We start from the raw sequence: 25683 nt of genomic DNA, 5'->3' as shown, positions 1-25683 counted from the left end.
CCCCCGCGCGGGGCCGCGGTCTTTAGTCCAGTAGTCCGTCCAGGGCCCGGTTAAGCTGGCTACCGGAGCAGGTGGGGGAGAGCACCCGGTTGGCTCCGGAGGCGATCATCCGCCGCCGGCTATGGGCATCGGTGTGCTCGGAGAAGACCAGCACGGGCGTCCAGAGGTCGCCCTCCCGGAATTCGGACAGGAAGGAGTCGCCAGTGCCGCTACCTGGCAAGGGGGCATGGGTCAGTATCAATTGCGGGGAACCGTCGCGGGCCTGCTCGAAGGAATCCGCGTCGAGGAAAACCGGGGCACCCTTGGCGTTACGGGATATGGCCTCCTCCAGCTCCTGCCGGCGATTGGTGTCCTCCGCGACGAACAGTACCACCGGATCCCGGTCTCCCGCTCCCTGAATGGTGCTCTCGAGCTTTTCCCGGGGGGGATCGGGGTTCAGCTCCTCGGCGATGGCCTCGGCGCCCTCTTTCATGTGGCTGGAAACGGCTTCCGTCCAGGCCAGTGATCCCGCCGCGTAGCCCCCGAGTACCTCCTGCATGGCCCCCACCAGGCGCATCGTCTCCTCGCTCTCGAGGAATTCCGTGAGGTCGCTCAGCTCCTCGTTCAGCTGCTCCATAGGCGAGGTATCGGGATCGGGCTCGGCCCAGAGCGTCTCGATAAGGTCCCGGAGGGCTCCCTCCACCGTTTCCGCATCCAGGCCGCCCGCTTCCGGGTGCTCGCCGGCGAACACGTCCAGCAGCTCGGTATCCGTAATGTGGCCGTTTCGGGTCACTCCGCTGCTTCCCTCCTCCGTCCGGGAAAGCCTTCGGCCTTCCCATCCATGGCCCTGGTGAACATTACCGGCAGCCTACCTGCGATAGCCCGGGCTTTCCAGTTAGTTGCCGCTTACGCAAGAAGGACGGCGACGATTCCCGTGAGGTAGATGCCGTCGAAGGTTCCGGCGCCGCCAATGGAGGCCAGCGGGGATCCCATTTTGCGGATGTCGCCGATGCGGAGCAGGTCCGCGCCGGTGAGGACACCCAGGGTGCCGGCGATATAGGCCACGGAAGGCTTTTCCGGACCGCCCAGGAGCCAGGCCACAAGAGCCGCGGCGATGGGCGCCACGAAGAGCGGCATGCCGATGCCGAGCCCCGGGATGGGCCGGCTGGCGAAATAGCTCACCATCGTGACCAGGCTCACGGCCACCACGATCTGGGCTAGCGGCAGGGCATGGAGATTCCACAAATAGATGGAAAAGGCCACGGGGATCAGACAGCCCCCCAGGTTGACGGCCACCTGGGTGCGTCCCCGGAAGGGCTGCCGGGGACGCAGCAGTCCGAGGTAATAGGCGGGGTGGGAAGGGAGCTCGGGCGGGGCCTCCGCGCGCATGGTGAAGAGAGGAAGATTGATCCCGCTCCCCAGCAAGGAGCCGAAAAGCAGCAGGAGCAGGGCTTCCGTGGACAGCCCCAGCTTGCCCACGGCGATGGCCAGCACGCCCACTTGGAGGAAGGCCAGGACGAAGGCGGCGAGAATCAGAAACAGGAACAGAAAGAAGGGGGAAAATCGCACTGGGCTTATCCTTCCGGACGGGCCAGGAAGAATTGTGGCTCGGCGCGGCCCGCCCGGGCAAAGGCGGTCCGGCGGTTCCGGCATTGGGGACAGCGGCCGCAGGGCTCCGGGTAGCCCAGCAGGCAGCTATAGGTTTTCGCGAAATCCACGCCCAGCCGGACCCCCGTTCCGATCACCTCCGCCTTGCTCAGCTCCCGGAAGGGTGCTGCCACCGCCACATCTCCCAGTGTACGGGCAGTCTCCTGGAAGGCGTCCAGGAAGGCGGGCGAGGCGCTTGCGGAATGCTCCCCGTCCTCCCGCGTGATCCCCGTAAGCACCCGGTCCAGCGTCCGTTTCTCGGCCAGGCTGAGTGCCAGAGAGAGGGCAACCAGGTTCCGGTGGGGCAGGGGAATGTGGTACTGCCGTTCCTGTCCCGTATGAAAGGTTTGTACGGCGGTCGAAATGTCCAGCGTCTCCGGCGCCAGCCCCAGCTCCGCGCACTGTGCGCTTGCCGCCTGATACTCCCGCGTAGCTGGACGCTGACCGTAATGGAGGAATAGCGCGGTGACGCTTTCCCCCTGCCGGATTGCCCAATGGAGCAGAACCGTGCTCTCGATTCCACCGCTCATCAGGACCAGGCAGCCGGGGCGGCTTCCCGGATCAAGCCCAATAGGCATAACCGTTCCCCTAATTTGCCGAATCTTGTCCCGATCCCCTTGACGCATATGACAAGAGGCACAATATCGACATTATGGACATGGGAATCCGGTTCGCCTCCGACGGAGTAAACCGGCCGTTTTGTTTGTCTTAATGGGAAAGAATCGGGTCCCCGATTGAGCCCGCATGGACGAGGATATAAGAATTATGCAGGAACGACTCGAAACCATCATCCGTGAAGGACGCCTGCTCGCCCAGGAAACCGGAACCCGGGTGGCTTCCCTGGCGCGGTCCGCATATCGGGATGTCATGTACCGTCTCGGGTGGACGCCCGAGGAGGAGCGCGAGGAGGAAGGCTCCGCCCTGGAGGCGGGTGTCGGCGAGCCGGGTCCGGCCAGTCCGGAAGGTTACGCCGCGGGACAGCTGTGGCGGCCCAAGGATCCCTCCAAGAAGGCTCGGAAGATCCTGGAGGTGAATCGGGAAGGGGAGGACTATTACGTGATCTGGCAAGCCCCGGAGGGCGGTCCGCGTAACAAGATCAAGGAGTCCAGCTTCACGCGCTGGGTGCGCCGGGAAAACTCCTATACCAAATAGCGTCTTCCAGGCTAGCCCCCGAGTGCCGCGCGGAGATCTTCCATAGCGCCGCGCAGGTCCTCGCTGACGGTGACCGGGTACGGAGTGGAGGCCGCCTGGACGCCGCGAAGCGTTGCGGGCAGGTGGCTGCGCTCCCGGTCGGCATGGCCGCGTATTGCGTCTAGGTCCCGTCTTTCGCCGACCCGTTTCCCCGCCCGCATCACCGTTTCCAGCAGGGGCGCCCCCGCAATGTCCTGCGTATCGGCGGCGGCGATGGTATCGCCTTCGTAGCGTCCGTCCTTGCTGGTCCGGCGGTAGATCTGCTTGCGGAAGGGCAGGGTCGTCTTGTGCGTCGCGAGCTTCATGCGGGGCTTTCCCGCGTACTCCACCAGCTTGTAGGCGCTGTCGAGGTAAGGGCTGTCTTCCGAAACGCCTAGGTGCGTCCCCACGCCGAAGCCGTCTATGGGGGCACCCCCTTCCAGAAGCCCGTCGATGGAATACTCGTCGAGGCTCCCGCTGGCGAAGATGCCCACCCCGGTCAGTCCGTCCGCATCCAGCAGGTCCCGGCTTTTTCGCGCCAGCTCGCCCAGGTCGCCTGAATCCAGCCGGATTCCCCGGATCCGGAAGCGATTTCCCCAGCTTCGGGCCATATTTGCCACGCTTCTTACCCCCTCCAGGGTGTCGTAGGTATCCACGAGCAGGATGGTATCCGGGTAGAGCTCGGCGAACGCCTCGAAGGCGGAGGCCTCGTCGGGATGGGCTTCGATGTAACTGTGGGCCATGGTCCCCGCCACCGGAATGCCGTAGACCTGGCCCGCCAGGACGTTGGACGTGGAATCCACGCCGGCGATGTAAAAGGCCCGGGCTGCTTTCAGAGTGGCGTCGGCCCCGTGCATGCGCCGGGCCCCGAAATCCACCACCGTCTTCCCGCGGGCGGCGTCCACCACCCGGCTCGCCTTGCTGGCCATCAGCGTCTGGAAATGTATCTGGTTGAGCAGGAAGGTCTCCGCCAGCTGCGCTTCGGGAAGGGGGGCGATTATCTCGATGAGCGGTTCGTCGGGGAATACCGGGGTGCCCTCGGGCAAGGCCCGAACCTCCCCGCTGAATCGGAAATTGGCCAGATAATCGATGAACTCCCCGGAGAACCGGTCCAGGGAAGCCAGATATTCGAGGGATTCCGCGGGGAAGCGCAGGTTCTCCAGGTAGTCCAGTGCCGTCTCCAGGCCTGCCGCCAGAAGGAAATTGCGGTTTTCCGGGAGCTTTCGGAAGAAAAGATCGAAGACGGCCGTTTCCCGCAGGTTCTCGCGGTGGTAGGCCTGCAGCATGGTGAGCTCGTATAGGTCCGTGAGCAGCGCGGCATTGCGGGGGGAGACCCAGTCCGACTGACTCATTTCCCGGGCCCCGCCGACCGCTCGATCACCGCTCCGGCCGCCTGCATCTCTTCCAGCGCCCGGTCTCCGTCGCCCGGGCTGGCTTCCACCGGGCGAGTGGCGGGCAGGATCAGGTGGACCTCGAAGCCCTCCCGGGCGCCGTCCATGACGCTGGCCCGGACGCAAACATCCTGGGCGAGGCCGCCGACCCAGAGGCGGGAAACGTCCTCCTCGCGGAGGCGCTTGGCCAGCTCGGTGTCGTCGAAGGCGGAATACTGGTCCCGATCGGGATCCGCGCCCTTGCTGATTATGGTGGATTGCTCGGGGAGCTCGAGATCGGGATGAAAGGCCGCGCCCTGGGTGTCCTGGATGCAGTGGGGAGGCCAGGGCCCGCCCCGCTCGCGGAAGCTTACGTGGTTCTCCGGGTGCCAGTCCCGCGAGGCGAAAATGGGCAGATTCGCTTCCCGGGCCAGGGCGAGCCAGCGGTTCAGGATGGGGATGATCTCGTCGCCTTCCGGTACAGCCAGGGAGCCACCGGGACAGAAGTCGTTCTGCACATCGACGATCAGCAGCCCGTCTCCGCTTCCGAACTCTTCCACCATGGCCGCCGTCCTCTCCGAGTGAGAAGGTATCTTTACTCCCTTTGACCGTTATGCAGCCGCAGGTCTCCTGAGATCAACCCCACCGGTCCTGGGGGCAACCCCTCCCCGCAAGTCGCTCGTTCCGGAGGATGGCGGGCCTCGCTCCCCCCCGCAACGCTCAGGGCAGGATCTCCGTCCGGTAGCGGTAAACGGTTATGGCCGTTGAAAAACGATCCGACGGCAGGCCGGCCTTGCGCTTGAGCTGCTTCCAGAATTCCTCCGGGTCGGGCAGGGAGCTCCACACGGTGGGGAGGAAGGTGCCGCGGCAATGGCCCGCTTCGAGGAGCAGGCCGTCGCGGCCGGGCTCCAGCCGGGCGAGCAGCTCCGCTTCGGTCCGGAAGTTCAGGCACTCCATGGGGGAGAGGATTTCGAGCTTGAGTGACAGCTCCTTGCGTTCGGCCGCGGTCAAACCGGGGAAGCGGGGGTCCCCGAAGGCCGCCGTGTAGGCGTTCTCCGCGATGTCGCTGACCAGCGGCCGCCTGGGCTCCACGGATCCCACGCAGCCCCGCAGCTCGCCGCCCAAGCGCAGGGTGACGAAGCAGGCCCGCCAATCCAGCAGCGGGGCGGGGTGGCATCCAAGGTCCACCTCCATGCGCGATCCCCGGTTCAGGCCGTGATCAATGGCAGCCGAAGCCAATCGCAAAAGCCGTTCGGAGTAGGGCCGGAGGGAGCGGGGCTCCCCCTGGGATCCTTCGGCTGCCCCGCTCATGCGCCGGATTCCTCCAGGGCGAAGGCTCCGTAGCCCACCACCCGGTCCAGGGGTGCTCCGGCATCCCCGGAGCTGCGCAGATCCAGGGTTTGCAGTCGGCTCCGCCGGCGGGCCGCGATGCGCAGAAGGCCTCGTACGGGCTGATAGCCGCATGCATGCTCGTGGGTTATCCCCGCTCCGTCCAGGGCCTCAATGGCCCGGGCGGTGGTCGCATCCAGCGTCCCGGCGGTGGCGTAATCGAGGAAATGGGAAAGGTCCGAGCTGATGACAATCAGGGTCTCCGGACCGCCCCAGAGGGCCTCCAGGACCCGTCCCACCTGTCCGGGTTCGGCGGCGCCCACCACCAGGGGTAGCAGGGAGAAGTCCGCAAGCATCCGCTGCAGAAAGGGGAGCTGGGCCTCCAGACTGTGCTCCCGCCCATGGGCCGCGTCCAGGGTCTGCACGCCGGACTGCCGCAAGGCGGCTCGCACCCCTTCCGTGTCCAGCGGAATGCGGCCCAGAGGCGTCCGGAAAGCATCGGCGCTGCTCGCGGCCAGCCCCCGGAAGGGCACGTGGTGCGAGGGGCCGAGCAGAACCACGCGGCGTATCCTGTCTCGGGCCGGAGCCAGGCGCGCGTAGGCGGTTGCGGCTACGGGCCCGGAGTACATGTATCCCGCATGCGGCACGATCAGGCCCTTGGGGGCGGCGGGGCGCGCGGCGGGGTCCGGGTTGCCGGCCACCAGGTCGTCCACCTGTTTTCGCAGTTGCTCGGGCTCTGCGGGATAGAAGGTCCCGGCGATCGCCGGGTCGCGCACATCGGGCATTCGGAGGCCCCCTGGGGTGTACGGCATGGAAGATGGGGGTGCACTGGTCGGAGCGCAACCGGCCGGGAACTACCGTAGTCCGGAAATCGCGCCTGCCGCAACGGCACCGCGTGCGGTTCTTGAAATTCCCCGCCACCGAGCAGATCTAAGCAGAAAGCATCCTGTGCCTGTGGGGCGTAATCCAGAGAAGGAGGTGATCCACCGTGCCCGACCACGATCCCGTTTCCGGCCTGCCCACCGAATACTGGCACCGCCTGGAAGACGGCCGGGTCCAATGCGATCTGTGCCCCCGCTTCTGCCGCCTGCATGAGGGCCAGCGCGGCCTCTGCTTCGTGCGCGGGCGGCGGGACGACCGCATCGTTCTCACCACCTACGGGCGCTCCTCCGGGTTCTGCGTAGACCCCGTCGAAAAGAAACCGTTGAATCACTTCCTGCCGGGTACCCCCGTGCTTTCCTTCGGCACCGCAGGATGCAATCTGGCCTGCAAGTTCTGCCAGAACTGGGACATGAGCAAATCCCGGGAGATGGATACGCTCGCCGACCGGGCCTCGCCGGAGCTGGTGGCCTACATGGCCGGGCGGCTCGGCGCCCGGAGCGTGGCGTTCACCTATAACGATCCCATCATTTTCCACGAATACGCCATCGATATCGCCCGGGCCTGCCGGGAGCACGGTATCAAGTCGGTGGCGGTCTCCAGCGGGTACGTTGCCCCCAGTCCCCGGGCGGCGTTCTATGCGGAAATGGACGCGGTGAATCTCGACCTGAAAGCCTTCTCGGAGCGTTTCTACAAGAAGCTGACCGGGTCGTCCCTGGGGCCGGTGCTGGATACCGCGCGTTACATCCACGCGGAAACCGGGGTATGGATGGAGCTGACCACGCTCCTCATCCCCGGCGAGAACGATTCGGAGGCGGAGATCGAGGGGATGACCCGCTGGGTGCGGGAGGAGCTCGGATCGGAGGTGCCCATGCATTTCACGGCCTTCCATCCGGACTACAAGATGCGGCAATACCCGCCCACTCCGCCCGAAACCTTAGCGCGGGCACGGGAGATCGCCCTGCACAACGGTATCCGCTACGTATACACCGGTAATGTCCACGACAAGGCGGGGCAGAGCACGTATTGCTCCGAGTGCGGCACGCTGCTCATCGGCCGGGACTGGTACCGGCTGAGTGAATGGGAGCTGGACGCGGGCGGCTGCTGTACCGCCTGCGGAACGCCGTGCGCGGGGGTCCTGGAGGCCGAGCCGGGGGCGTGGGGTGCCAGGCGGCTTCCGGTCCGGCCGGCGGCCTTTGCCCGGGAGCTGGAGGCGGCCGGTTGAACCGGAGGCGGTTACCCGAATCGATGGAGAGGAGGACGCCATGGCCATGCAATTGTGCAGCGAGGCATTCGGCACCCGCGATTCCATCCCGGTGGTTAACGCCTGTGCGGGGGCGGATCAATCGCCGCCACTGCGCTGGGAGGGGGCCCCGGAGGGTACCCACAGCTTCGGCGTGATCTGCCACGACCCGGATGCGCCGGAGGGAGCCTTCACGCACTGGGCAGTGTTCGATATTCCCGCCGATACTGGCTACCTGGAGGAGGGCCACGGTACCCATCGCTATCATCTCCGGATATTCGCCCTCGCGGTGCCGCATCTTGAAGTGGAGGACGGCGCCGGGGTCCCGGAGGTGGAGCGGGCCGCGCAGGCCCATGTGCTGGGCGAAGCCCGGTTGATCGCCACTTTTGAGCGATGATCCGTACGTCCCGACCACTCGAGCAAAGGGAGGGAAGGCAATGAGCCTGACGCTTATGAGCGGCGTGTTCGCCCATGACCATCAGATACCGGTGAAGTACACCTGCGACGGCGAGGACGTATCACCGCCCCTGGAATGGGCCGGGATCCCGGACAACACCCGCAGCTTCGCCCTGGTGTGCGACGATCCGGATGCCCCCGGCGGGACGTTCCAGCATTGGGCGGTGTACGACATCCCGCCCGAGACCACCTTTCTGGAGGAAGGGTTCTCCAGTGCCGGCACCCCCGGGCGTTTCCCGGAGGGAGCCAATGACTTCGGCAAGACGGCCTACGGCGGTCCCTGTCCGCCCGCCGGGCACGGCGCCCACCACTACCGATTTCGCCTGCTCGCTCTGGATGTGGACCACCTGGACCTGCCCGGGAAGGCCACGATGGAGGAAGTGGAAAAGACCGCCAGAGCCCATATGCTGGCCGAAACCGAGCTGGTGGGGCATTACGAACGGGAGGGCTGACATCCTCCGTGTATCCAAGTCGCCGCGCTCTTCCCGTAGCGGCGGGGCCTTTCTAACTGTTAGACGCCGCGCGTGGAATTTCGAACCGGATCGAAGGGGATCCGAGGGGCGGGGACAAGGCCTCCGGGCTCCAAGGGGCTCTGCCCTGCGGGTGCCTCCCTTCCAGTGGCCTTGCGCCCTTGCCGCCGCCCCAAGGCCCTTACCACCTGTGGCCAATCCATGCGTGGCCTCGAATAGTCTCTTTCCCGAGGGGTTGGCCGGTCCGGGTGGGCGGTCGCCGCCGCGGCGGGATTTTGGTACAAGTACCGGGAAGAAGCCGTTTCCACGGGGGAAGCATGATTGCCTGCAGCCTGCACTGGTCGGTCCCGAGATGGATAGGGAGGGGCGTTCTCCTGCTGGCCGCGCTGGAGCTGGCCGGCTGTGCCCCGCATCCCGCCCGGCCGGGGCCCGAGGGGGTTTCGGGGCCCGCGCCCAGCTTGGAGCTGGCGCGCGCCCGGGTGGTGGAGGCTGCCCGCACGGGAATGGGCGCACCGTATAAATGGGGCGGCGACGGTGGCCCGGGATTCGATTGCAGCGGGCTGATCCAGTATGCCTATGCAAAGGTCGGCATTTCCGTGCCGCGCACCGTGGACCGTTTGCGGGAGGCGGCCTCCCTGGTGCGGACCGACCGCGTGCGTCCGGGGGACCTGCTGTTTTTCCGGATCGGCGGGGACGTCTCCCACGTGGGCATGTACGTGGGCCGCGACCGTTTCATCCATGCGCCGTCCCGAGGGAGGCGGGTAACCTTCGCCAGCCTCGAGAACCCCTATTGGGAGCGGCATCTGGCCGCCGCCGGGAATTTTTTCTGAGAACCTCGCCTGTTTCGCAGCGCTTCAGAACAGGCTCATCTGCGTCCCAGAAGGAGGCGGAGGCGGGGTGAACAGCCCGGTTTCCAGCGCGTTGTCGTGGCCGGATAGCCTCAGCCGCTGGCAGGCAAGGTTGAAGCGCCGGCCGATGAGCTCCGCGTATGCCCCTGTGCCGGTCATGCGGCTGCCGAACTCGGGATCGTTGGCGGCTCCGCCCCGCGCTTCCTCCAGGCGGCTCATGACGTGGTCCGCCTTCTGGGGATAGTGGGTGGCCAGCCATTCGCGGAACAGGCCCTCCACCTCGTGCGGTAGCCGGAGCAGCACATAGCCCGCGCTGCCGGCGCCGGCCTCGGCGCAGGCCTCCAGGATGCGCTCCAGCTCGCCGTCGGTGAGCACCGGAATCACCGGTGCCACCAGCACGCCGACCGGAATGCCCGCCGAGGTTAGGTTCTTTATGATGCGCAGCCGTCGGTTGGGGGCCGCCGCCCGGGGCTCCATACGGCGCGACAGCTCCCGGTTGAAGGTGGTGAGGGAAACCGTGACCGTGGCCAGGTTGCGCGCCGCCATGGGGGCCAGGACATCGAGGTCCCGCTCCACCAGGGTGGACTTGGTAACGACGGAGACCGGATGGCTGGTGCGCTCCAGGGTTTCCAGGAGGGCGCGAGTGATGCCGTACTTTTTCTCGATGGGCTGGTACGGGTCCGTATTGGTGCCCAGTGCCATGGGTGCGCACCGGTAATCCGGAGCGGCCAGCTCCTCCTCCAGCAGGCGGGCCGCTTCGGGCTTTACCAGTAGACGGCTTTCGAAATCGAGCCCGGGTGAGAGGTCCCAATAGGCGTGGGTGGGGCGGGCATAGCAGTAGACGCAGCCGTGCTCGCAGCCGCGGTACGGATTGACGGAACGGTCGAAGGGCAGGTCGGGGGAGTCGTTCCAGGTAATGGCGCTCCGGGCGGCATCGACGGCGACTTCCGTTCGGAGGGAAGGAGGGGCGGGATCCTTGTCACCCCAGCCGTCGTCCACCGGTTCGTGGGTGACCGATTCGAAGCGGCCCTCCGGGTTGCTCGTCGCGCCGCGCCCTTTGGGAGGGTCGGTGCGATTACCGCCAGCCATGGCCCCTCATCCTGATCGGGAGAATACCGGACAGTATAGGGCGGCTAGGGTCAGCCGAAAAGCTGTCTTTCCATTCTGTCCGTGCGCTGTCTCAAGGCTGTCAGCTCGTCGAGCAGGTCCAGGGCGAGGGCGGCCCCCTCCGGATTGACTCCGAGATCCCGTTGGAGGCGCAGGGCCGTCTGCAGGCGCAGAACCGAATGCCCGGAGAAGCACCACCGCTCCCGGTGCCATTCCAGGGGCTCGAGGACGCCCAGGTGTACGAGCTGGACCAACCGCTCCGCGTCCAGGCCGCTGGCCTGGCCGAGCTCGCCCAGGGTGTACACGGTGGTCTCGTCCAGAATCACGCCGGTAATCGGTTCCGGAGCTTCCGCCATGGACTACACTCCAAGATCGGCGCGCGGGGTGAAGGGCAGCTTGCGCGCCATCTCCCGATAGAGCTCCTTTTGCTCCTCGGTTTCGGGCTTGGGGACTTTGATCTGCACGATTACATATTGGTCTCCCGGATGGCTGCCTGGCAACCCCCGGCCCTTGAGGCGCAGCTTCTGTCCCGATTGTGCCCCGGGCGGAATGGCCAGGGTCACCGTGCCGCCCAGGGTGGGCACCTGGATACGCTCCCCGAGCGCCGCTTCCCAGGGGGTGATGGGGAGGTTCAGGTAGACGTCCCGATCCTCCAGACGGAAGTGTCGGTGCGGCTGGATCCGCAGCTCGAGATAGAGGTCGCCACGCGCTCCGCCGCCCGGGGCCGGGCTGCCCTGGCCCGACAGCCGGATCTGTTGTCCGTCCCGCACACCGGACGGGATGCGGACATCCAGGCTGCGCGGCTTGTTCACCATGCGTCCTTTCCCGTCGGGCTCGGGGGTGGTCATCTGGATTCGGCGGCTGCCGCCTTGGAAGGCCTCCTCCAGGGTGATCTCCAGGTGCCCGTGCTGGTCCTCGCCGCGGCCGGCGAAGCCGCCGGCACCCCCCCAGGTCCCGCCGCGGGCCCGAGAGAACGGATCCTGCTGACGGAAGCCGCCGGCGCCGAACAGCGATTCGAAGAAGTCACTGAACTCCTCGGCGCCGAAGGCCGAGAAGCCCCCGCCCCGGAAATCGAAATTGCCTTCCCATCCCGGCGGCGGCTCGAAGCTCTGGCCCGCCTGCCAGCCGGATCCGAGCTGGTCGTAGGCCTGCCGTTTCTCCGGGTCGGACAGGACCTCGTAGGCCTCCTTGACCTCCTTGAAGCGCTTCTCCGCGTCCGGCTCCTTGCTGACATCGGGATGGTACTTGTGGGCAAGTTTGCGGTACGCCCGCTTTATCTCGTCCCTGTCGGCGTCCCGGGAAACGCCCAGGATCCCGTAATAATCCTTGTATTCCATACCGTTCCCCTTGCCCGGGAAGAAATTGGCGATCCACCGAGAAGCTCCGGCCGTTTCGGCGGGTGCCGGTCCCGCTTGAAGGCAAAAAAGGCGGGGCGGGCCCCGCCGTGACAGCCGGTACGGACCGGACGGCGCTCAGCGTCAGGACTCCACCTGGATCTTGCGCGGCTGGATCTCTTTCTGCTTGGGAATGACGATCTCCAGGATGCCGTTGCGGCTTTTCGCCTTCACGTTCTCCGCGTCCGCGGTGTCGGGAAGCGTGAAGCGCCGGAAGAAGGTACCCCGGATACGCTCCACGCGCTTGTATTCGCCGCTTTCCGCTCTCCGGTCGTCCTGACGCTCTCCCCGGATGGTCAGTACCCCGTTTTCCAGGGAAACGTCGATGTTCTCGGGGTCCACGCCCGGAAGATCCGCGGTTATGGTGTAATTCGCGGAATCCTCCTGGACGTCCACTGCCGGCCTCCAATCGGCCGCCACGGTGCCGTTGTCCCCGGACTCTTCACTATCCAGTTGGCTCTCGAACAAACGATTCATTTCATTTTGTAGCTGGCTGATGGTCCGCCAGGGGTCATACCGCATTAATGCCATGGCCGCCTCCTGTTGCTTGGTGGAAATGTCGGGCGTGTCTCTAGAATCGCCTTTCTACCCTTTCAAATGGGGCCGTATCCTCCGTTTTCAAGTCCCCTAAGGGATATTATCCGTATCCTGTAGAATGGCGGGTCCATTAAACCGGATTTTCCATGGGATACGGACCGGCGGAGCCGGTCTCCGGAGGCGCGGAATGGGCCGAACGCTGAAGCGGGCCGCACGTTGGCTTGGCCGTCCATGTTTCGGCGGATTGTGGCTGCTGACCGGGAGCGCGGCGGTCCTGACGGGCTGTGGCGGCGGGGACGGAGGACCCCACGGCGAGGGAGCCCTGGAAAGGATCCGGGCCTCCGGAGAGCTGCGCGTGCTGACCCGCAACTCGCCCACCACCTACTACTATGGCCGTGAAGGCGAGACCGGTCTGGAGTACGACCTGGCCAGAAAGCTTGCGGAGGAGCTGGGCGTCGAGCTCCACATCACCGTGATCGATGACATGGTATCCCTGCTCGATGCGCTGGAAGCGGGGGAGGGACACATCGCCGCCGCGGGAATCACCAGGACGCGCAGCCGCGAGGCGCGGTTCGATTTCGGTCCCACCTACCAGAAGGTGCGCCAGCAGGTGGTGTGCAAGCGGGGCGGGGCTGTGCCCGATGCGTGGGAGGAGCTGCCGGAGGTGGACCTGCTGGTCCTGGCGGGTACTAGCTACGTGGAACGGCTGCGGGAGGTGAAGCAGGTGGTCCATGGGCTGGAGTGGCGGACCACGAGCGAGCTGTCCATGGAGCAGGTCCTGCTGCAGCTGCGAAAGGGCGAGGCGGACTGTACCGTGGCCGATTCCAACATCGTGGCGGTCAACCAGCGCTATTACCCCGATCTGACCGTCGCCTTTTCCCTGAGCGAGGACCAGGAGCTGGCCTGGGCGCTGCCCCGTGGCTCCACCGAGCTCCAGGCGCGGCTGCGCAGATGGTTCGCCTCCCTCAAGGAGGAGCACGAGCTGGCCGCCCTCCGGGAACGCTATTACGGACACATCAAGCTCTTCGATTACGTGGACATCGCCACGTTCCAGCAGCGCATCCGCAATCGGCTGCCCGAATACATGGGCCTGTTCAAGAAAGTGGCCGCCAAATATCCCTTCAATTGGAGACTCCTGGCCGCACAGGCCTACCAGGAGTCCCATTGGCGGCCCCGGGCGGAGAGCCCCACCGGTGTTCGGGGCATGATGATGCTGACCCTGACCACCGCCCGCTCGCTGGGCATAGAGGACCGCATCCATGTGGAAAACAGCATCCGGGGCGGCGCGGAGTATCTCCAGCGCATGTTCGAGCGGCTGCCCGACAGCATCCGGCAGCCGGACCGCACCTGGATCGCCCTGGCGGCCTACAATGTGGGCATGGGCCATGTCTGGGACGCCCGCCGGCTTGCTCGCCGGTTCGACCGGGATCCGGACAGCTGGAACGCCCTGAAGGAAATGCTGCCCCTGCTCTCGCAGCGCAAATACTACAAGGACCTGCCTTACGGCTATGCGCGGGGAATGGAGCCCGTTCAGTACGTGCAGCGGATCCGACAGTACCGGGCAATCCTGGCCAAACAGTTCCGGGAGGAAGACGCTAAAACGGCCCGGACGAAAGCGTCCGGGCCGTCCTAGAAGGCCTGGCGGGGCCCCTAGTTCAGCTGGCGGTTCACCGTCTGCAGATCCGCCATGGTCAGGACCCCGGCGGCGGATTTCAGCTGCAGCCGGGAGAGCAGGTACTGATTACGGGCCTGCGAGAGGTTGCGCAGGGCATCGAAATATTCCTGCTGGGCGTCCAGCACGTCGATGCTGGTACGGCGTCCCACCTCGAACCCGGTCTGGATGGCCTCCAGCTGCGTCTTGGCGGAGCGCACCTGGGCCCGGAGACTGCGTACCTCCTGCATGGCCGACTCCCAATCGTAGAAGGCCTGGGTGGTCTGCACCCGGACCTGCTCCTGCTGGTCGTCAAGCTGCAGGCGGGTCTGCGAGGCCTGCTCCTGGCGGATATTGGTGGTGGCCGATACCCGGCCGCCCTGGTAGATGGGCCAGTCCATTTGCAGGGTGGCGCTGTGCACCTCGTCGGAGGTGAAGAAGCTTCCGCCCTCCACCTTGCTGTACTGGGCCTGGGCGGAGATCTCGGGCCACCGCTGGCGCCGCGCTAGATCCACGTTCTTGCGGTCGATGTTGAGCTGCTTGCGGAGCCGGACCAGCTCGGGATGCTCGCCGAGCGCCCGATCCACCCAGGCCTCGGGGCTGGAGGGATCGGGGGCGCCCAGCTCGACCTCTTCCACTTCTTCGAGGGCGGGGGGCCGCTTCCGGATGAGGCGGCGCAGCCGCTGCCGGGCGGTTTGCAGGGTGTTGCGGGCCCGGATTAGGCGCGTCTGTGCCTGGTCCCTGCGCGCCTGCGCCTCGCGCACGCCGGTGATATCCCCGGTCCCCACATCGAATTGGGCCTGGGCCCGCTCCAGGTGCTCCTTGACGCGCCGCACCTCCCGTTGGGCCAGGTTCACGTCGTCTTGGGCATTGAGCACGGCGAAATAGGCCTCGGCCACCTGCACCATCAGGTCCTGGCGGGTGGCCGAAAGCTGCGCTTCCGCCTGCCGCTGGCCGAGCTGGGCGATGTCCACGCTGAGCCAGGTGCGTCCCCCCATGAACAGAGGCTGACTCAGCGTCAGGCTGTACTGATCCTGGGTGTAATCGGTGGTGCCGGAGCTTTGCGGCGATCCGGCGATGACTTGGGTTTCCTCGTTCCAGCTGCGGGAGGCCTGGCCGGTCAGGGAGGGGAAGAACCCGGCCTGCGCCTGATCCTCCTGGTAATTGGCGATCAGGCGCTGCCTCTGTGCCTGCTCCAGATTGGGGCTCACCTGCTCCGCGGTCCGGTACAGATCGAGCAGGTCGGCTGCCTGGACAGGAGGGGCGGCGAGGACGGCGGCCATTCCGAGCAGGAGGCCCCGTGTCCGGGCTTTACCGCTGACATTACCCATAGAAGGTATTCCTCTTGGCCCGTCCATGGAAGGCACGGACGGGCTCCGAGTGACGAAGAGAGTGGTAGAGCTTCCGGCGGAGGAAGGACGGACAGACGTTCCGGAATCCCCCGGCGTGCTGGAGCAGTAGTTTGCTGACCGACCGGTCAGGAAGTCAAGAACCCCTTGCAGACTGTCTTCTTCCCGATTGTCGACGGGATATTGCGGCGGTCGCGCCAGACATCGGTCTTCTCCCCATTTGTGCCATGTTAACAGCGCCGAGTCATGGGGTTTCGCGGCTCCGGTCTTTTGCACGGGCCGCTCGGGAGGTGCCGGGTGACACGGACCCGGCCATTGTCCGCCTTTAAGTCCCGGACCCATAGGGTCCCGAATCTTGACATTCCTTCCGGATCGGGAGAGGGTTCACGCCCTGACCGTTCGGTCAGTAAATTGCGGCCCAACAGGTTGGAAGCGGGATGACCGAGGTTCGGGAAAGCGCGGATGGGTGTCGGCGGATCACCGAGGTGGCGGCCCGCCTGTTCGCCCGGCACGGGTTCAAGGGGGTCTCCATGGCGGCTCTGGCCCGGGAGGCCGGGCTGAGCAAGGCGGCCATCTTCCACCACTTCCCCAGCAAGGAGGCCCTGTACTATCACGTCATACTCCAGGCGTGCCAGGAAACCACAGCCTTCCTGCAGGGTGTCCTCGGTGAGGATGAGCAGGCCGAGAAGGCCCTGGCGGAGTTCGCCCGCTATCACATCCACCACCTGTTCAATCACGCCCAGGTCGGGCAGCTCATATTCCGAGAGCTGCTGGACGGGGAATCGGAGCGGATTCGGACCCTGGCCCAGGAAGTCTACGGGGACAACTTCCAGCGCATGGTGGAGCTCGTCCAGCGCGGTCAGGAGGCCGGGCTGTTCGGCCGGGAGCACGATCCGGCCCTGGTGACCACCGTTCTGGTGGGCTCCCAGATATTCTTTTTCCAGGCCCGGGAAATGCTGTCGCATACGCCGGGGATCGCTTTCGCCGACGATCCCGACCAGTTCGCCGAAGGCATGCTGCACCTGCTCATGGAAGGCTTGAAGCCCCGGTAGGCAGGCTTGGGGCTGGGGCTCCGATCCAAATCCGTTTCCCGGGCGGCGGCCTTGACCCCGCCCACTTTCCTGGCCAACCTGTGCGGGCGCTTACGGCCTGCGAACGTTCTCCCCCGTGCCCGCTTGCGCCGATGACGTAGCAGCGAACCGGCGGGCTGGGCGGGTCGTGCTATCCTTTCCCGCTCTCGGCGCGTGAACCGGGCGGGGGCGGGCCTTTGAGAGAGGGAAGACCCCATGGACAGGGCGCTCCGGCCGCGGACCGCCACCGTGCTCTGGATTTCCGCTTGGCTGTTGTGGGCGGCCTTGATTACCATTTCCAGCCACTTCCCCGGCACGCTCCTTCCGGTCTATCCGTTCCAGGGGGCCGACAAGGCGCTGCACACGGGAGTCTACTTCGTGCTGGGGGTGCTCGGGGTCGGAGCGGCTGCCCGCATGCGGCCCCGATGGCCCCGGCCCACGTGGGGAAGCATGGGGCTTTTGGCGGGGGCCCTGTTCGGCGGCCTGGACGAGTACCATCAATCCTTCGTGGCCGGAAGACGCATGTCCATGGAGGATTGGGTCGCCGACCTTCTGGGGCTGGCAATCGCGGTAATCGTCGCCCGGGCAGCTCGGGGCGCCCTGGCGCGGGTCTGGCTCGGCCTGGAAAGGCCGTAAGTCAGGTAATGCCCACCCGCAGGTTGATCCGGCCGTCCTGGGTGGACACGTCAGCGATGCGCAGGCGGTCCCTCAGGGCCTTGGGAACTCGCCGGCCCCAATCGTTCTGCTCGATGAGGCTTCCCAGATCCACCAGAACCCGCTCTTCCTGAACTTGTACGCCGTCCACGTCGGCCAGGGTGTCCAGGAGGGCGTTGCGGGCAAAAAAGGGGTCGGCTTTCTCCAGCGTAAGGGCCAGGCTCTGGCCGTGCTCCTGGGCGTGGGGCGGGGCCATCTGGAAGGTGGCCTGGAAGCCCACCCAGACGCCTTTCTTCTTCTTTCCCGAGAGCTCGAGCCGGTTATCCGGGGTCGCCTTAAGCTGAAGATCCCGGACGGAGGGGTCATCCACCCGACGCATCAGATTGTCCAGCATGGATTGCGGAATGGGAACCTGGAATCCTTCTCGGGCAGCCTTGACGGCCCATTGGGAGGCCTTTAGAAGACCCTTTTGGATAAGGCGCCGTTGCAAGGGAAGTACCTCGCTTGGTACGGAGGGTGAACGAAAACGTCCGGAGCCGCTTGGATCCGGCCACTGAAAATCATTTTGCCATCCCCTTTGGGAATCGCCTAGCTGAAGGAGCATGCCAGTGCTGGTCTATCCGCGAATCGATCCGGTTGCCATCGAGATCGGCCCTGTGGCCGTGCACTGGTACGGACTCATGTACGCGGTTGCCTTTATCCTCGGCTGGGTGATCCTGCAGCGTCGCCGGGACCGCATCGGGGTGGGCGCCCAGGAGGTGGACGATCTGGCCTTCGCCTGCATCCTGGGGGTGGTGCTGGGAGGGCGGCTGGGCTATGTGCTGTTCTACAACCTGGATTTCTACCTGAGCCATCCCCTGGCCATGCTCGCCGTCTGGGACGGCGGAATGTCCTTCCATGGCGGTCTGATCGGTGTGGTGCTCGCGGTCATTTGGTTCGCCCGCCGGCATAACCGGCCCATCCTAGCGGTGGGGGACTTCCTCACGCCGGTGGTCCCCATCGGGCTCGGTCTTGGCCGCCTCGGCAATTTCATCAACGGCGAGCTGTGGGGCCGGCCCGCCGATCCCGCCTTGCCCTGGGCCATGATTTTCCCGCACGTGGACCGGATTCCCCGCCATCCTTCCCAGATCTACGAAGTGCTCCTGGAGGGCCTCGTGCTATTCGTGGTCGTCTGGGTATATGCCCGCCGCCCCCGGCGCAACGGTCGGGTATTCGGGCTGTTCCTGCTGCTGTACGGGGTGTTCCGGTTCGGCGTGGAATACTTCCGGGCCCCCGACCCGCAGCTTGGAACACTCGCCCTGGGCTTTTCCATGGGCCAGTGGCTGTCGCTGCCCATGGTCCTCGCGGGCGCCTGGCTTCTGGTGGCCCCTCCGGGCTCGGCGGAGGCGAAGGCCTACGGTAGCGATTGAGCTCCCGTCGCGCGGGCCGTGCCTGCATGGGGGAGTCCGGGGGCATGTCGGATCAACCGGCCTAGGGCGTGCCGCCGCGGGCCGCCGCATCGCTCTCCCCGGCCTTGTGGGTGCGCAGAAACCTGCCGGTTTGCGGCCACCCGGCCAGGGAGGAGAGTCCGGTTATGGCGAAGAAGAACAGGCCAAGGGCGATCCCGCCGCCGGGCGGGTGGCCCGTCCAGGAGAGGCCGTAGAGGTAGATCAGCTCCCGCGCGCCCAGTCCCCCGACGGTGACCGGAGCGAGGGCGGCAATACCCGACAGGAAGAACAGAAGCAGGTAGATGACGCCATCCAGATCCAGGGCCTGCATGAGTGCCCACGCCGACCCCCCCTGCAGCCCCTGAATGCCCAGCGACAGGGCCAGTGCCCGGGGGGCCGTCCCCCGGAATCGCGGGAACAGCCGGTCGGCCAGGGCGGGGTAGACCAGCAAGCCCCCCAGGCCCAAGAGCAGCCAGTACCATGCTCCACTCCATACCGTCCCGAGCAGGCAGGCCAGGGCCAGCAGCGCGGCCAGCCCCGAGGCCCGGTCCAGGAGCAGGGCCCGAATCAGGCTCCCCAGGCCCACGCCGAACCGCCGCTTCAGCCAGTATGCTTTGAGGCCGTCACCACCGATCCCGCCGGGCAGGTACAGATTGCAGAACATCCCGGCGTAGTAGAGGCGCAGCTGCTCCAAATACCGAGGAACGGCCCCGACCGGATGTAGCAGGACCTGCAGACGGCCGGCACTGAGGACCTGGGAGGCATTGAACAGAATCAGGGCCACCCCGAGCCAGAGCGGGCTGGCGCGCGAGAGGGCCTGTTTCAGCGCGGGCAGGTCGACGGCGTTCAGAAGCAGGTAGAGGGCGCCGGCGAGGAAGGCGAGCCGGGCGAGCAGCTTAGCCGCCGCCGACATACTCTTCCTTGATCCGGTAGGGGCGCTTGTTCTGGGACTCATAATAGGTCCGCATCATGAGCTCGGCGATGAAGCCGGTGGTGATCAGCTGGAAGCCCACCACGGTCAGCAGAATCCCCAGGAACAACAGGGGCCGGGTGCCGATGTCCTGGCCCAGCAGCTTCAGGTAGACCATGTAGAGGTCCACCAGCATACCGGCGGTGAGCACCAGGATTCCCGAGCTTCCGAACAGGTGCATGGGCCGTGAGGAGTATTTTTGCAGGAACACCATGAGGGTGAGATCCGAGAGGACTCGCATGGTGCGGCCCAGGCCGTATTTGGAGCGTCCGCTGACGCGCGGGTGGTGCTGCACGTCCATTTCCGTTATCCGGGCCCCCTGCAGGGTGGCCAGGACCGGGATGAAGCGGTGTAGCTCGCCGTAAAGTCCGAGATTCTTGGCGGTTTCCGCCCGGAACACCTTGAGCGTGCAGCCGTAATCCGATAGCTGGACCCCCGTCAGGCGGCCGATAAGCAGGTTGGCCGCCTTGCTGGGCAGCTTGCGGAACAGCCAGCCGTCCTTGCGCCCCTTGCGGTTGCCGGCCACCACGTCCCAGCCTTCCCGCTCCATCCGTTCCACCATATTGAGGATGTCGCCCGCATCGTTCTGCAGGTCCCCGTCCAGGGTGGCGATGTAGTCGCCCCGGGCGGCGTCGATACCCGCGGCCATGGCAGTGGTCTGCCCGTAGTTGCGGGAGAGCACTAGCACCCGGGTATGCCTGTAGGATTCGGCCTTGAGGGCCGCTACCGTATTGTCCCGGGAGCCGTCGTCCACGAAGATCACTTCGTGGTCCACCCCCGCCAGGGCTTCCCGCAGGCTTTCCATCATGGGCTGGATATTGCCCTCTTCGTCCATGACCGGAATAACGACGGATAACTTCATCAGTCTTCCTCGCGAATTTCGGCGAGCAGGATGCCGTTACGGTTCCGGACCACGCGATGGGGAGGCAGCTCGTGCGCTTGGTGTGCCTCGATCAGGACCCAGTCGCCGGGGCGCATTGGGCGACCCACGGAGGTCGACCGAGCGTAGAACAGAAAGCTGGGGGCGCGCATTTCCAGATGGATCGGAACGTCCATCCGGCGTGCCAGCTCGCCGGCCTCCCGAATCGGCCCCTGCTTGACCGCCGCCGCCTGGGGCAGGAGGGCACCGTGGAAGACCACGGCCATGCCGATGCCCATGCCCAGCAGGATCCCGCGGCGGCTCCCCCAGTAAAGCAGGACGAGCAGCGCTACGCCCAGAAGCAGCATGGCCGAGGACCAGGCCCAGCCGAGCCGCGCCTGGAGTCCCTCGATCATCGCCAGGGCGAGGGGAGCGGAAACGGTGTCCGCGAAGTGGGCCGCGATCAGGGGAAGCGCCGCCAGAACCCCCAGGAAGCCCAGCGGCCACAGGCCGATCATCCAGGGGCTCCAGGCCCGGGTGGCGGCGCGGCCGGCCAGCAGGAACAGCGGCGTATAGCCGTAAATCACGTAGTGCGGAAGCTTGGTTCCCGAAATGGAGAAGAAGACGAAGACGAAGGTGAACCACAGCAGCAGGAAACGGCTCAGGGAATCCGCCCAGAGGGCCCGCAGCGGCCGGAGGCCGCGCAGTATCAGACCGGTGAAGGGCAGTACTCCGAGCAGGACCACGGGCACGTAGTACAGCAGGCTGCCCGTGTGGCCCTCCATGGGCCCCTGAAAGCGGTCGACGTTGTGCTTCAGGAAGAAGCCGTCGATGAAGGCCTGGCCCTGGGCGGCATATTCCAGGGCGAACCAGGGTCCGGCTATGACGAGGAACAGGAGCAGTCCCGGGACGTCGGTCACCCCGCGTAGCCAGTCCCGCCAGCGACCCAGCGACAGATAGTACAGGAAGGTGGTGGCGAAGGGGATCAGCACCGCCACCGGCCCCTTGGTCAGCATGCCGAGCGCCATGGCCGCGTAGGCGGAAAGCAGGTAGGGGCGCCGTCCGGATGCGTGGTAGCGGAATATGGCGAACAGGGCGGTGGCGACCCAGAGGTTCAGCAGGGCGTCGGCGATGGCCGCCTTGGCGATCAGGCTGACCTGCAGGGCGAGGGCTAGGAAAAAGGCTGCCCAGAAACCGGCTTCCGTACCGAAATAGCGGCGGCCGAAGAAAAAGGTGAGCCCCGCCCAGGCCAGGCTGGCGAGCACGGACGGCAGCCGCACGGCGCCTTCGGTCAGCCCCAGCACGCTAACGGAGAGCGCCTGCAGCCAGTAGATGAGGATCGGTTTGTCGAAGCGGAGCGCGCCGTCGAGGTACGTGGTGAGGAAATCGCCCCGAGCCAGCATCTCCCGGGTGGCTTCGGCGAAGGCCCCCTCGTCCACGTCGAACAGGGGAATGGTGCTCAGATTGAGGAACAGGGAAATGAGGATGCCGAAGATCCCCCAGAACCAATGGGCTCGGGTCATGGTAGTGCGCGCTTTGTCTTGAATGAACGGGGCCTACGCGTCGTGTCCGTTCCCGCCGGGTACGGTGGCGGGAAGCCCGCCTTCCCGGCTCGCCAAATGGCGATGAGCTTTTGAGACAAGACGCTAGCCGTTCGTCGAATGGCTTAAGAAATTCTGCACGTTGCAGGCCCTCCCCCAGCGCTGTCCGCAGGAGGGCGACGTATCGGCTGTCCGAACGTCGCGCTCGGGAGAATAGCTGCCCACGTCCCGGCGTGGAAGGTTTGATTCTAAGGAGAAAATTCTTCTTCCACGAGCGATATTCGGGTTAACCGACCGGTCGGTTGGGTGGCAGGAAGTTCGCCCAAATCTGCGGGGATGTCAAGCGCTCGCGGACTGGAGCGGGGGTGTCCCGTCGGGGCTGCGGAAGGGTTCGGATCACCGGGTCGCTGGCCGGGGGAGGCGGCGTAACGCTGCCGCCCCGGCCACGATGGCGAGGACCCCCAGGCCGATCCCCGCGCCTCCCACCCGGCGGTGGAATTCCGGGCTAACCGCCTGCGGTGCGGGGAAGAGGGCGAGGGGTCCCGCGGCACCGATCAGGGCGAGGCCCACCGCCACCAGCCCCGAGGCGGTCAGCACTGGTCCCGGAGCGTGGCCGAGGATCCGCAGGCCTCGGGCCGCCGGGAGCGCGAGCAGCATCCACAGCCACCAGCCCAGCACACGCTCCGGGGAAAGTGCTCCGGCGTAGCGCGTTAGCTCGCACACCGGGGCCAGCGCCGCCCGGGCCCATGAGGGCGGGCCCAGGTACCCCGCCACGACGGGAATAACCCGGTCTGGCTCCGGTGCACGCAAGGCGCGCAGCACCTGCTCCCGAAGCGGCCGGGCACCGGGAGACTCCGGACGGATCAGGGTCCAGGTCCGCCAGGCGCCCGTCCAGCCGTGCCAGTCGCTGTCTGCTACCAGGGCCAGGTCGCGCCGTCGGGCTTCACGCAGTATGGCACGGCGGGTATCCGAAGGGACGCCGGGATGACCCAGATTGGCGATCTCGAACCCGTCCACGCCGGCGGCGGCCAGCCTGCGGACGTCCTCGGGGTCCAGGAGCCATCCCAGGGCGAGAACCACGCCCCCGTGCCTCCGGTGCAGGTCGCGGCCGAACCGCGACACCTCCGGATAGGAGCGCAGGCGGCGCGGCAGGTCATCGCGCCCCCGGATTCCCAGGCCGAGCACCTGGCCCTCGGGGGCTCCGAGCTCCATGCCGGGCAGCACGGCGGGAAGCTTGTCGTCCGCCCGTCCCGCCTTCCGCACCATCAGCGCGCCCGCGGGATTCCGATGCTCGGTGATGCCCGCCACCTCCACCCCTCGGGCGTGCAGTAGCGCCAAGGCCGCACGCGGCGTGTAAAGCCCGTCGTAGGAATGATGGGTATGGACCTGGAGGTCGGTGACGATGGTATCCGGCTCGGCGGCCTCCAGCCGCCAACCGGGAAAGGGGACCAGGAGATAGAGCGCCGCGTAGGCGAGGAAGGCCAGGAGCACGAGCAGCCCCCGGGCCATGGCGGGGGGCACCACCCGGCGCCGGCGCTTCCGTGCCTCCAGCGCGCCCCATATGGCACCCCCAAGCAGCGCCCACAGGGCGGTGGAGATCGCCGCGGTTCTGGGATCGGGCGCCCCCGCCAGTGCATGTCCCAGCGATGCGGCGGGCTCCACCAGCGCACCCCGGCCGGGGTAGCTTAGGGTCGTCCCGGACAGAGGCTCGTAGGTGCGCGCATCGAATGGACCCTGCGGACTCCAGGGCAGCAGGGCCAGAAGCGTGATGGCCATGGCCATCAGGAGCAGTACCGCTTCCGTTCGTCCCCAAATAGGCGCCAGCCGCAATTTCCCCGCCCCCCCGTGCCTGTCCTGCGTCCACCTTGGCCCGTGCCGGACCGCCGGATAAGTGGGGCCATCCCGCCCGTCGCGCGGGTATGCGGCTGACACCCGCCCGGGGACCGCTTGGTAATGACCCTGATTGTGGGCCCGGGAGGCAGGGAGCAACGTGAAAGGTGGCACTAAGAACCGGCGGGGTGGCAAGGAAGGCGGCGAATATTGGACGGAAACAAGATCTTTTTCGGCCTTTTTCTATTTTCCTTGGTCTTTCTAGCGTTTGTAGGCGGTTCCATCGCCACCCTGGGTGAAGTGTTTCCCGCCAGCTACATCCGGGATGCATATCGCGGCGCCAATGCGCTCATGCTCAAGCTCTCCAGCCAGGACCACCCCTACTGGTCCGATCTCTGGGCGCCGACCCGGACGTCCGAGCAGGGCGTGACCGTCCATGATGAGCAGCGCGCCCTCGAGGGACTGACACTGTTCACATCCGGGCAGGGCCCCAAGGCCTATCTGCTGACCATGGACGGACAGGTGGCCCATTCCTGGAGCCGGCCGTACAGCACCGTCTGGGACGAATCGGCGGCGGTCCGGAATCCGGTCCCGGACGACCAGACTTATCTCCGCAAGGCCCATGTCTTTCCCGACGGCGACCTGCTTGCGATCTATATCGGCGTGGGGGATACGCCCTGGGGCTACGGGATGGTGCGGCTGGACCAGGATTCCGGCGTGGAGTGGAAGAACCTGGATCAGTTCCACCACGATTTCGTCGTCGCCGGGGATGGGCGCATCTTCGGTCTCACCCACTCGTTCCGGAATAAGCGTCTGGAGGACGTGGAGCACCTGAAGCCGCCCTTCCTGGAAGACTTCCTGGTGGTGGTCAGCCCGGACGGCGAGACGGTCAAGAAGATCTCCCTGCCCGAGGCGATCAACGACTCCGAGTTCCGCCGCCTGCTATGGCGGATCCCCTATTACAGCCTGGAGGATCCGCTGCATACCAATAGCGTGGAGTATATCGACGGAGAGGCGGCGAGCCGGTTGGCGAAGAAGATCCCACAGGTGGAGGAAGGGCAGGTGCTGCTGTCCTTTCGGGAGCTGGCCGGCGGCGCAATCGCCCTTCTGGATTTGGAGACGGAGAAGATCGTCTGGGCGCTGCGGGGCGCGTGGCTCTCCCAGCACGACCCCGACATTCTCGCCAACGGCAACATCCTGCTCTTCGATAACCGCGGCCACTTCGGGACCGGTCACCGCTCCCGGGTGGTGGAGGTGGACCCATCCACCGGCGGCATCGTATGGAGCTATTCCGGAAGCGAGAAGCGTCCCATGGAAAGCCGTTTGCGCGGGGCCCAGCAACGGCTCTCCAACGGCAACACGCTGATCACGGAATCCAACGGCGGCCGGCTGCTCGAAGTCACGCCCGAAGGGGACCTCGTCTGGGAATACATCATCCCGGTTCGGGCCTTCGACCAAAAGAGCTTCACCCCGGTGGTGAGCTGGGGTGAACGGATCGCGCCCGAAGCCTTCACCGCCGAGTTCCGAAAGCAATTCCAGAAACGAAGGCTAGTCAAGGGACAGGTCCAGGAATGAAAAAGCTCCTTCGCAATATGCTGTTGATCGTCGGCGCCGTGAGCTTCAGTGAGGCGGCGCTCGCCTACGTGGGGCCCGGGGCGGGGCTGAGCCTGCTTGGGGCCCTCTGGGGGCTCCTGATCGCCGTCGGCGCCGCGCTGCTGTTTCTCGTCATGTGGCCCATCCGGCGGATGCGCAAGCGCAAGCGGGAGCAGACGCAGGCCTATTCGGGAAACGATCCGGGAGACTCCGGGGGGGCCGGATCCGGAAACGACACGGATGCCGCCGATCGGGAGACCGCCCGCTGGGAGTCCCCGGGAAAATAGCCGCCGGGCCGCGAACCGGGACC

28 protein-coding genes are annotated in these 25683 nt (G+C 66.2%); 11 read left to right on the top strand and 17 right to left on the bottom strand.

All coding sequences use genetic code 11. The features are described from left to right. Positions 1-22: 22 nt before the first annotated feature. The 3 genes from ACERLL_RS09995 to ACERLL_RS09985 form a co-directional block, all read right to left on the bottom strand. Entirely contained in the window at positions 23-772 is a 750-nt protein-coding gene (locus ACERLL_RS09995) for a DNA-binding transcriptional response regulator (protein ID WP_373655942.1), read from the bottom strand. Between the two features lie 113 nt (positions 773-885). Beyond that, positions 886-1548 (bottom strand): DUF1614 domain-containing protein, encoded by a 663-nt coding sequence (locus tag ACERLL_RS09990; RefSeq protein WP_373655941.1) that lies wholly within the window; start codon positions 1546-1548, stop codon positions 886-888. A 5-nt stretch (positions 1549-1553) separates the two neighbouring features. Then, positions 1554-2204: a 7-cyano-7-deazaguanine synthase gene (locus ACERLL_RS09985; RefSeq protein ID WP_373655940.1), complete on the bottom strand. Its 651-nt coding sequence runs from the start codon at positions 2202-2204 to the stop codon at positions 1554-1556. Between the two features lie 187 nt (positions 2205-2391). Here ACERLL_RS09985 and ACERLL_RS09980 point away from each other — a divergent pair, with 187 nt between their 5' ends. Further along, positions 2392-2778, top strand: a complete 387-nt coding sequence (locus ACERLL_RS09980) for a hypothetical protein (protein WP_373655939.1) — start codon at positions 2392-2394, stop codon at positions 2776-2778. An 11-nt stretch (positions 2779-2789) separates the two neighbouring features. On the opposite strand, the gene ACERLL_RS09975 is transcribed toward ACERLL_RS09980, so the two are convergent. The 4 genes from ACERLL_RS09975 to amrB form a co-directional block, all read right to left on the bottom strand. Next, complete coding sequence (locus ACERLL_RS09975; protein ID WP_373655938.1) at positions 2790-4148, bottom strand: nicotinate phosphoribosyltransferase; 1359 nt, start codon at positions 4146-4148, stop codon at positions 2790-2792. Continuing rightward, a complete protein-coding gene (locus ACERLL_RS09970) occupies positions 4145-4729 on the bottom strand; it encodes a nicotinamidase (protein WP_373655937.1) in 585 nt (194 codons plus the stop codon). Before ACERLL_RS09970 ends, ACERLL_RS09975 begins: the two co-directional genes overlap by 4 nt. A gap of 157 nt (positions 4730-4886) precedes the next feature. Then, positions 4887-5477, bottom strand: a complete 591-nt coding sequence (gene amrA, locus ACERLL_RS09965; protein ID WP_373655936.1) for an AmmeMemoRadiSam system protein A — start codon at positions 5475-5477, stop codon at positions 4887-4889. Then, positions 5474-6280, bottom strand: a complete 807-nt coding sequence (gene amrB / locus ACERLL_RS09960) for an AmmeMemoRadiSam system protein B (RefSeq protein ID WP_373655935.1) — start codon at positions 6278-6280, stop codon at positions 5474-5476. The genes amrA and amrB overlap by 4 nt, the downstream gene beginning before the upstream one ends. A 203-nt stretch (positions 6281-6483) precedes the next feature. On the opposite strand from amrB, the gene amrS reads away from it, so the two are divergent. The 4 genes from amrS (at position 6484) to ACERLL_RS09940 (ending at position 9373) form a co-directional block, all read left to right on the top strand. Next, entirely contained in the window at positions 6484-7599 is a 1116-nt protein-coding gene (gene amrS / locus ACERLL_RS09955) for an AmmeMemoRadiSam system radical SAM enzyme (protein ID WP_373655934.1), read from the top strand. A gap of 40 nt (positions 7600-7639) precedes the next feature. Further along, positions 7640-8014: a YbhB/YbcL family Raf kinase inhibitor-like protein gene (locus ACERLL_RS09950; protein ID WP_373655933.1), complete on the top strand. Its 375-nt coding sequence runs from the start codon at positions 7640-7642 to the stop codon at positions 8012-8014. A 40-nt stretch (positions 8015-8054) separates the two neighbouring features. Beyond that, the gene (locus ACERLL_RS09945; protein ID WP_373655932.1) at positions 8055-8525 is read left to right on the top strand and encodes a YbhB/YbcL family Raf kinase inhibitor-like protein; all 471 of its coding nucleotides are present in this window, start codon (positions 8055-8057) and stop codon (positions 8523-8525) included. Positions 8526-8860: 335 nt separating this feature from the next. Continuing rightward, on the top strand, positions 8861-9373 hold the full coding sequence (locus ACERLL_RS09940; RefSeq protein WP_373655931.1) for a C40 family peptidase: 513 nt from the start codon (positions 8861-8863) through the stop codon (positions 9371-9373). A 24-nt stretch (positions 9374-9397) separates the two neighbouring features. On the opposite strand, the gene ACERLL_RS09935 is transcribed toward ACERLL_RS09940, so the two are convergent. From ACERLL_RS09935 to ACERLL_RS09920, 4 genes are all read right to left on the bottom strand, one after another. Continuing rightward, positions 9398-10480, bottom strand: coding sequence for a PA0069 family radical SAM protein (locus tag ACERLL_RS09935; protein WP_373655930.1), 1083 nt, complete (start codon positions 10478-10480; stop codon positions 9398-9400). 50 nt (positions 10481-10530) lie between these two features. After that, on the bottom strand, positions 10531-10854 hold the full coding sequence (locus tag ACERLL_RS09930; protein ID WP_373655929.1) for a chaperone modulator CbpM: 324 nt from the start codon (positions 10852-10854) through the stop codon (positions 10531-10533). Between the two features lie 3 nt (positions 10855-10857). Next, entirely contained in the window at positions 10858-11835 is a 978-nt protein-coding gene (locus tag ACERLL_RS09925; RefSeq protein ID WP_373655928.1) for a DnaJ C-terminal domain-containing protein, read from the bottom strand. Positions 11836-11976: 141 nt separating this feature from the next. Next, positions 11977-12423 (bottom strand): Hsp20/alpha crystallin family protein, encoded by a 447-nt coding sequence (locus ACERLL_RS09920; RefSeq protein WP_373655927.1) that lies wholly within the window; start codon positions 12421-12423, stop codon positions 11977-11979. 193 nt (positions 12424-12616) lie between these two features. Between ACERLL_RS09920 and mltF the strand changes: the two genes are divergently transcribed. Then, entirely contained in the window at positions 12617-14062 is a 1446-nt protein-coding gene (mltF, locus tag ACERLL_RS09915) for a membrane-bound lytic murein transglycosylase MltF (protein ID WP_373655926.1), read from the top strand. A 17-nt stretch (positions 14063-14079) separates the two neighbouring features. Here mltF and ACERLL_RS09910 read toward each other — a convergent pair whose 3' ends face one another. Next, the gene (locus ACERLL_RS09910; protein WP_373655925.1) at positions 14080-15411 is read right to left on the bottom strand and encodes a TolC family outer membrane protein; all 1332 of its coding nucleotides are present in this window, start codon (positions 15409-15411) and stop codon (positions 14080-14082) included. A 455-nt stretch (positions 15412-15866) separates the two neighbouring features. On the opposite strand from ACERLL_RS09910, the gene ACERLL_RS09905 reads away from it, so the two are divergent. Both ACERLL_RS09905 and ACERLL_RS09900 read left to right on the top strand, forming a co-directional pair. Continuing rightward, a complete protein-coding gene (locus tag ACERLL_RS09905) occupies positions 15867-16481 on the top strand; it encodes a TetR/AcrR family transcriptional regulator (RefSeq protein WP_373655924.1) in 615 nt (204 codons plus the stop codon). A gap of 234 nt (positions 16482-16715) precedes the next feature. After that, positions 16716-17135 carry a VanZ family protein gene (locus ACERLL_RS09900; protein WP_373655923.1) on the top strand — a complete coding sequence of 140 codons (420 nt, stop codon included), beginning with the start codon at positions 16716-16718 and terminating at the stop codon, positions 17133-17135. Between the two features lies 1 nt (position 17136). On the opposite strand, the gene ACERLL_RS09895 is transcribed toward ACERLL_RS09900, so the two are convergent. After that, positions 17137-17547: a hypothetical protein gene (locus ACERLL_RS09895; RefSeq protein ID WP_373655922.1), complete on the bottom strand. Its 411-nt coding sequence runs from the start codon at positions 17545-17547 to the stop codon at positions 17137-17139. A gap of 214 nt (positions 17548-17761) precedes the next feature. On the opposite strand from ACERLL_RS09895, the gene lgt reads away from it, so the two are divergent. Next, the gene (gene lgt / locus ACERLL_RS09890) at positions 17762-18562 is read left to right on the top strand and encodes a prolipoprotein diacylglyceryl transferase (protein ID WP_373655921.1); all 801 of its coding nucleotides are present in this window, start codon (positions 17762-17764) and stop codon (positions 18560-18562) included. 61 nt (positions 18563-18623) lie between these two features. Here lgt and ACERLL_RS09885 read toward each other — a convergent pair whose 3' ends face one another. The 4 genes from ACERLL_RS09885 to ACERLL_RS09870 form a co-directional block, all read right to left on the bottom strand. Then, positions 18624-19493: a lysylphosphatidylglycerol synthase transmembrane domain-containing protein gene (locus ACERLL_RS09885; RefSeq protein WP_373655920.1), complete on the bottom strand. Its 870-nt coding sequence runs from the start codon at positions 19491-19493 to the stop codon at positions 18624-18626. After that, a complete protein-coding gene (locus ACERLL_RS09880) occupies positions 19477-20412 on the bottom strand; it encodes a glycosyltransferase family 2 protein (RefSeq protein ID WP_373655919.1) in 936 nt (311 codons plus the stop codon). The genes ACERLL_RS09885 and ACERLL_RS09880 overlap by 17 nt, the downstream gene beginning before the upstream one ends. Beyond that, positions 20412-21932, bottom strand: a complete 1521-nt coding sequence (locus ACERLL_RS09875) for a glycosyltransferase family 39 protein (protein ID WP_373655918.1) — start codon at positions 21930-21932, stop codon at positions 20412-20414. The genes ACERLL_RS09880 and ACERLL_RS09875 overlap by 1 nt, the downstream gene beginning before the upstream one ends. Before the next feature lie 414 nt (positions 21933-22346). Beyond that, complete coding sequence (locus tag ACERLL_RS09870) at positions 22347-23732, bottom strand: PHP domain-containing protein (protein WP_373655917.1); 1386 nt, start codon at positions 23730-23732, stop codon at positions 22347-22349. A 258-nt stretch (positions 23733-23990) separates the two neighbouring features. Between ACERLL_RS09870 and ACERLL_RS09865 the strand changes: the two genes are divergently transcribed. Together ACERLL_RS09865 and ACERLL_RS09860 are read left to right on the top strand one after the other, a co-directional pair. After that, entirely contained in the window at positions 23991-25355 is a 1365-nt protein-coding gene (locus tag ACERLL_RS09865) for an arylsulfotransferase family protein (protein ID WP_373655916.1), read from the top strand. Next, positions 25352-25660: a hypothetical protein gene (locus tag ACERLL_RS09860; protein WP_373655915.1), complete on the top strand. Its 309-nt coding sequence runs from the start codon at positions 25352-25354 to the stop codon at positions 25658-25660. The genes ACERLL_RS09865 and ACERLL_RS09860 overlap by 4 nt, the downstream gene beginning before the upstream one ends. The last annotated feature ends 23 nt before the right edge of the window (positions 25661-25683 follow it).

Source organism: Thiohalorhabdus sp. Cl-TMA (assembly GCF_041821045.1).
GTDB lineage: Bacteria > Pseudomonadota > Gammaproteobacteria > Thiohalorhabdales > Thiohalorhabdaceae > Thiohalorhabdus > Thiohalorhabdus methylotropha.
Note: the sequence above shows the minus strand (reverse complement) of the source record. Positions and strands in the feature narration are given on the sequence as shown.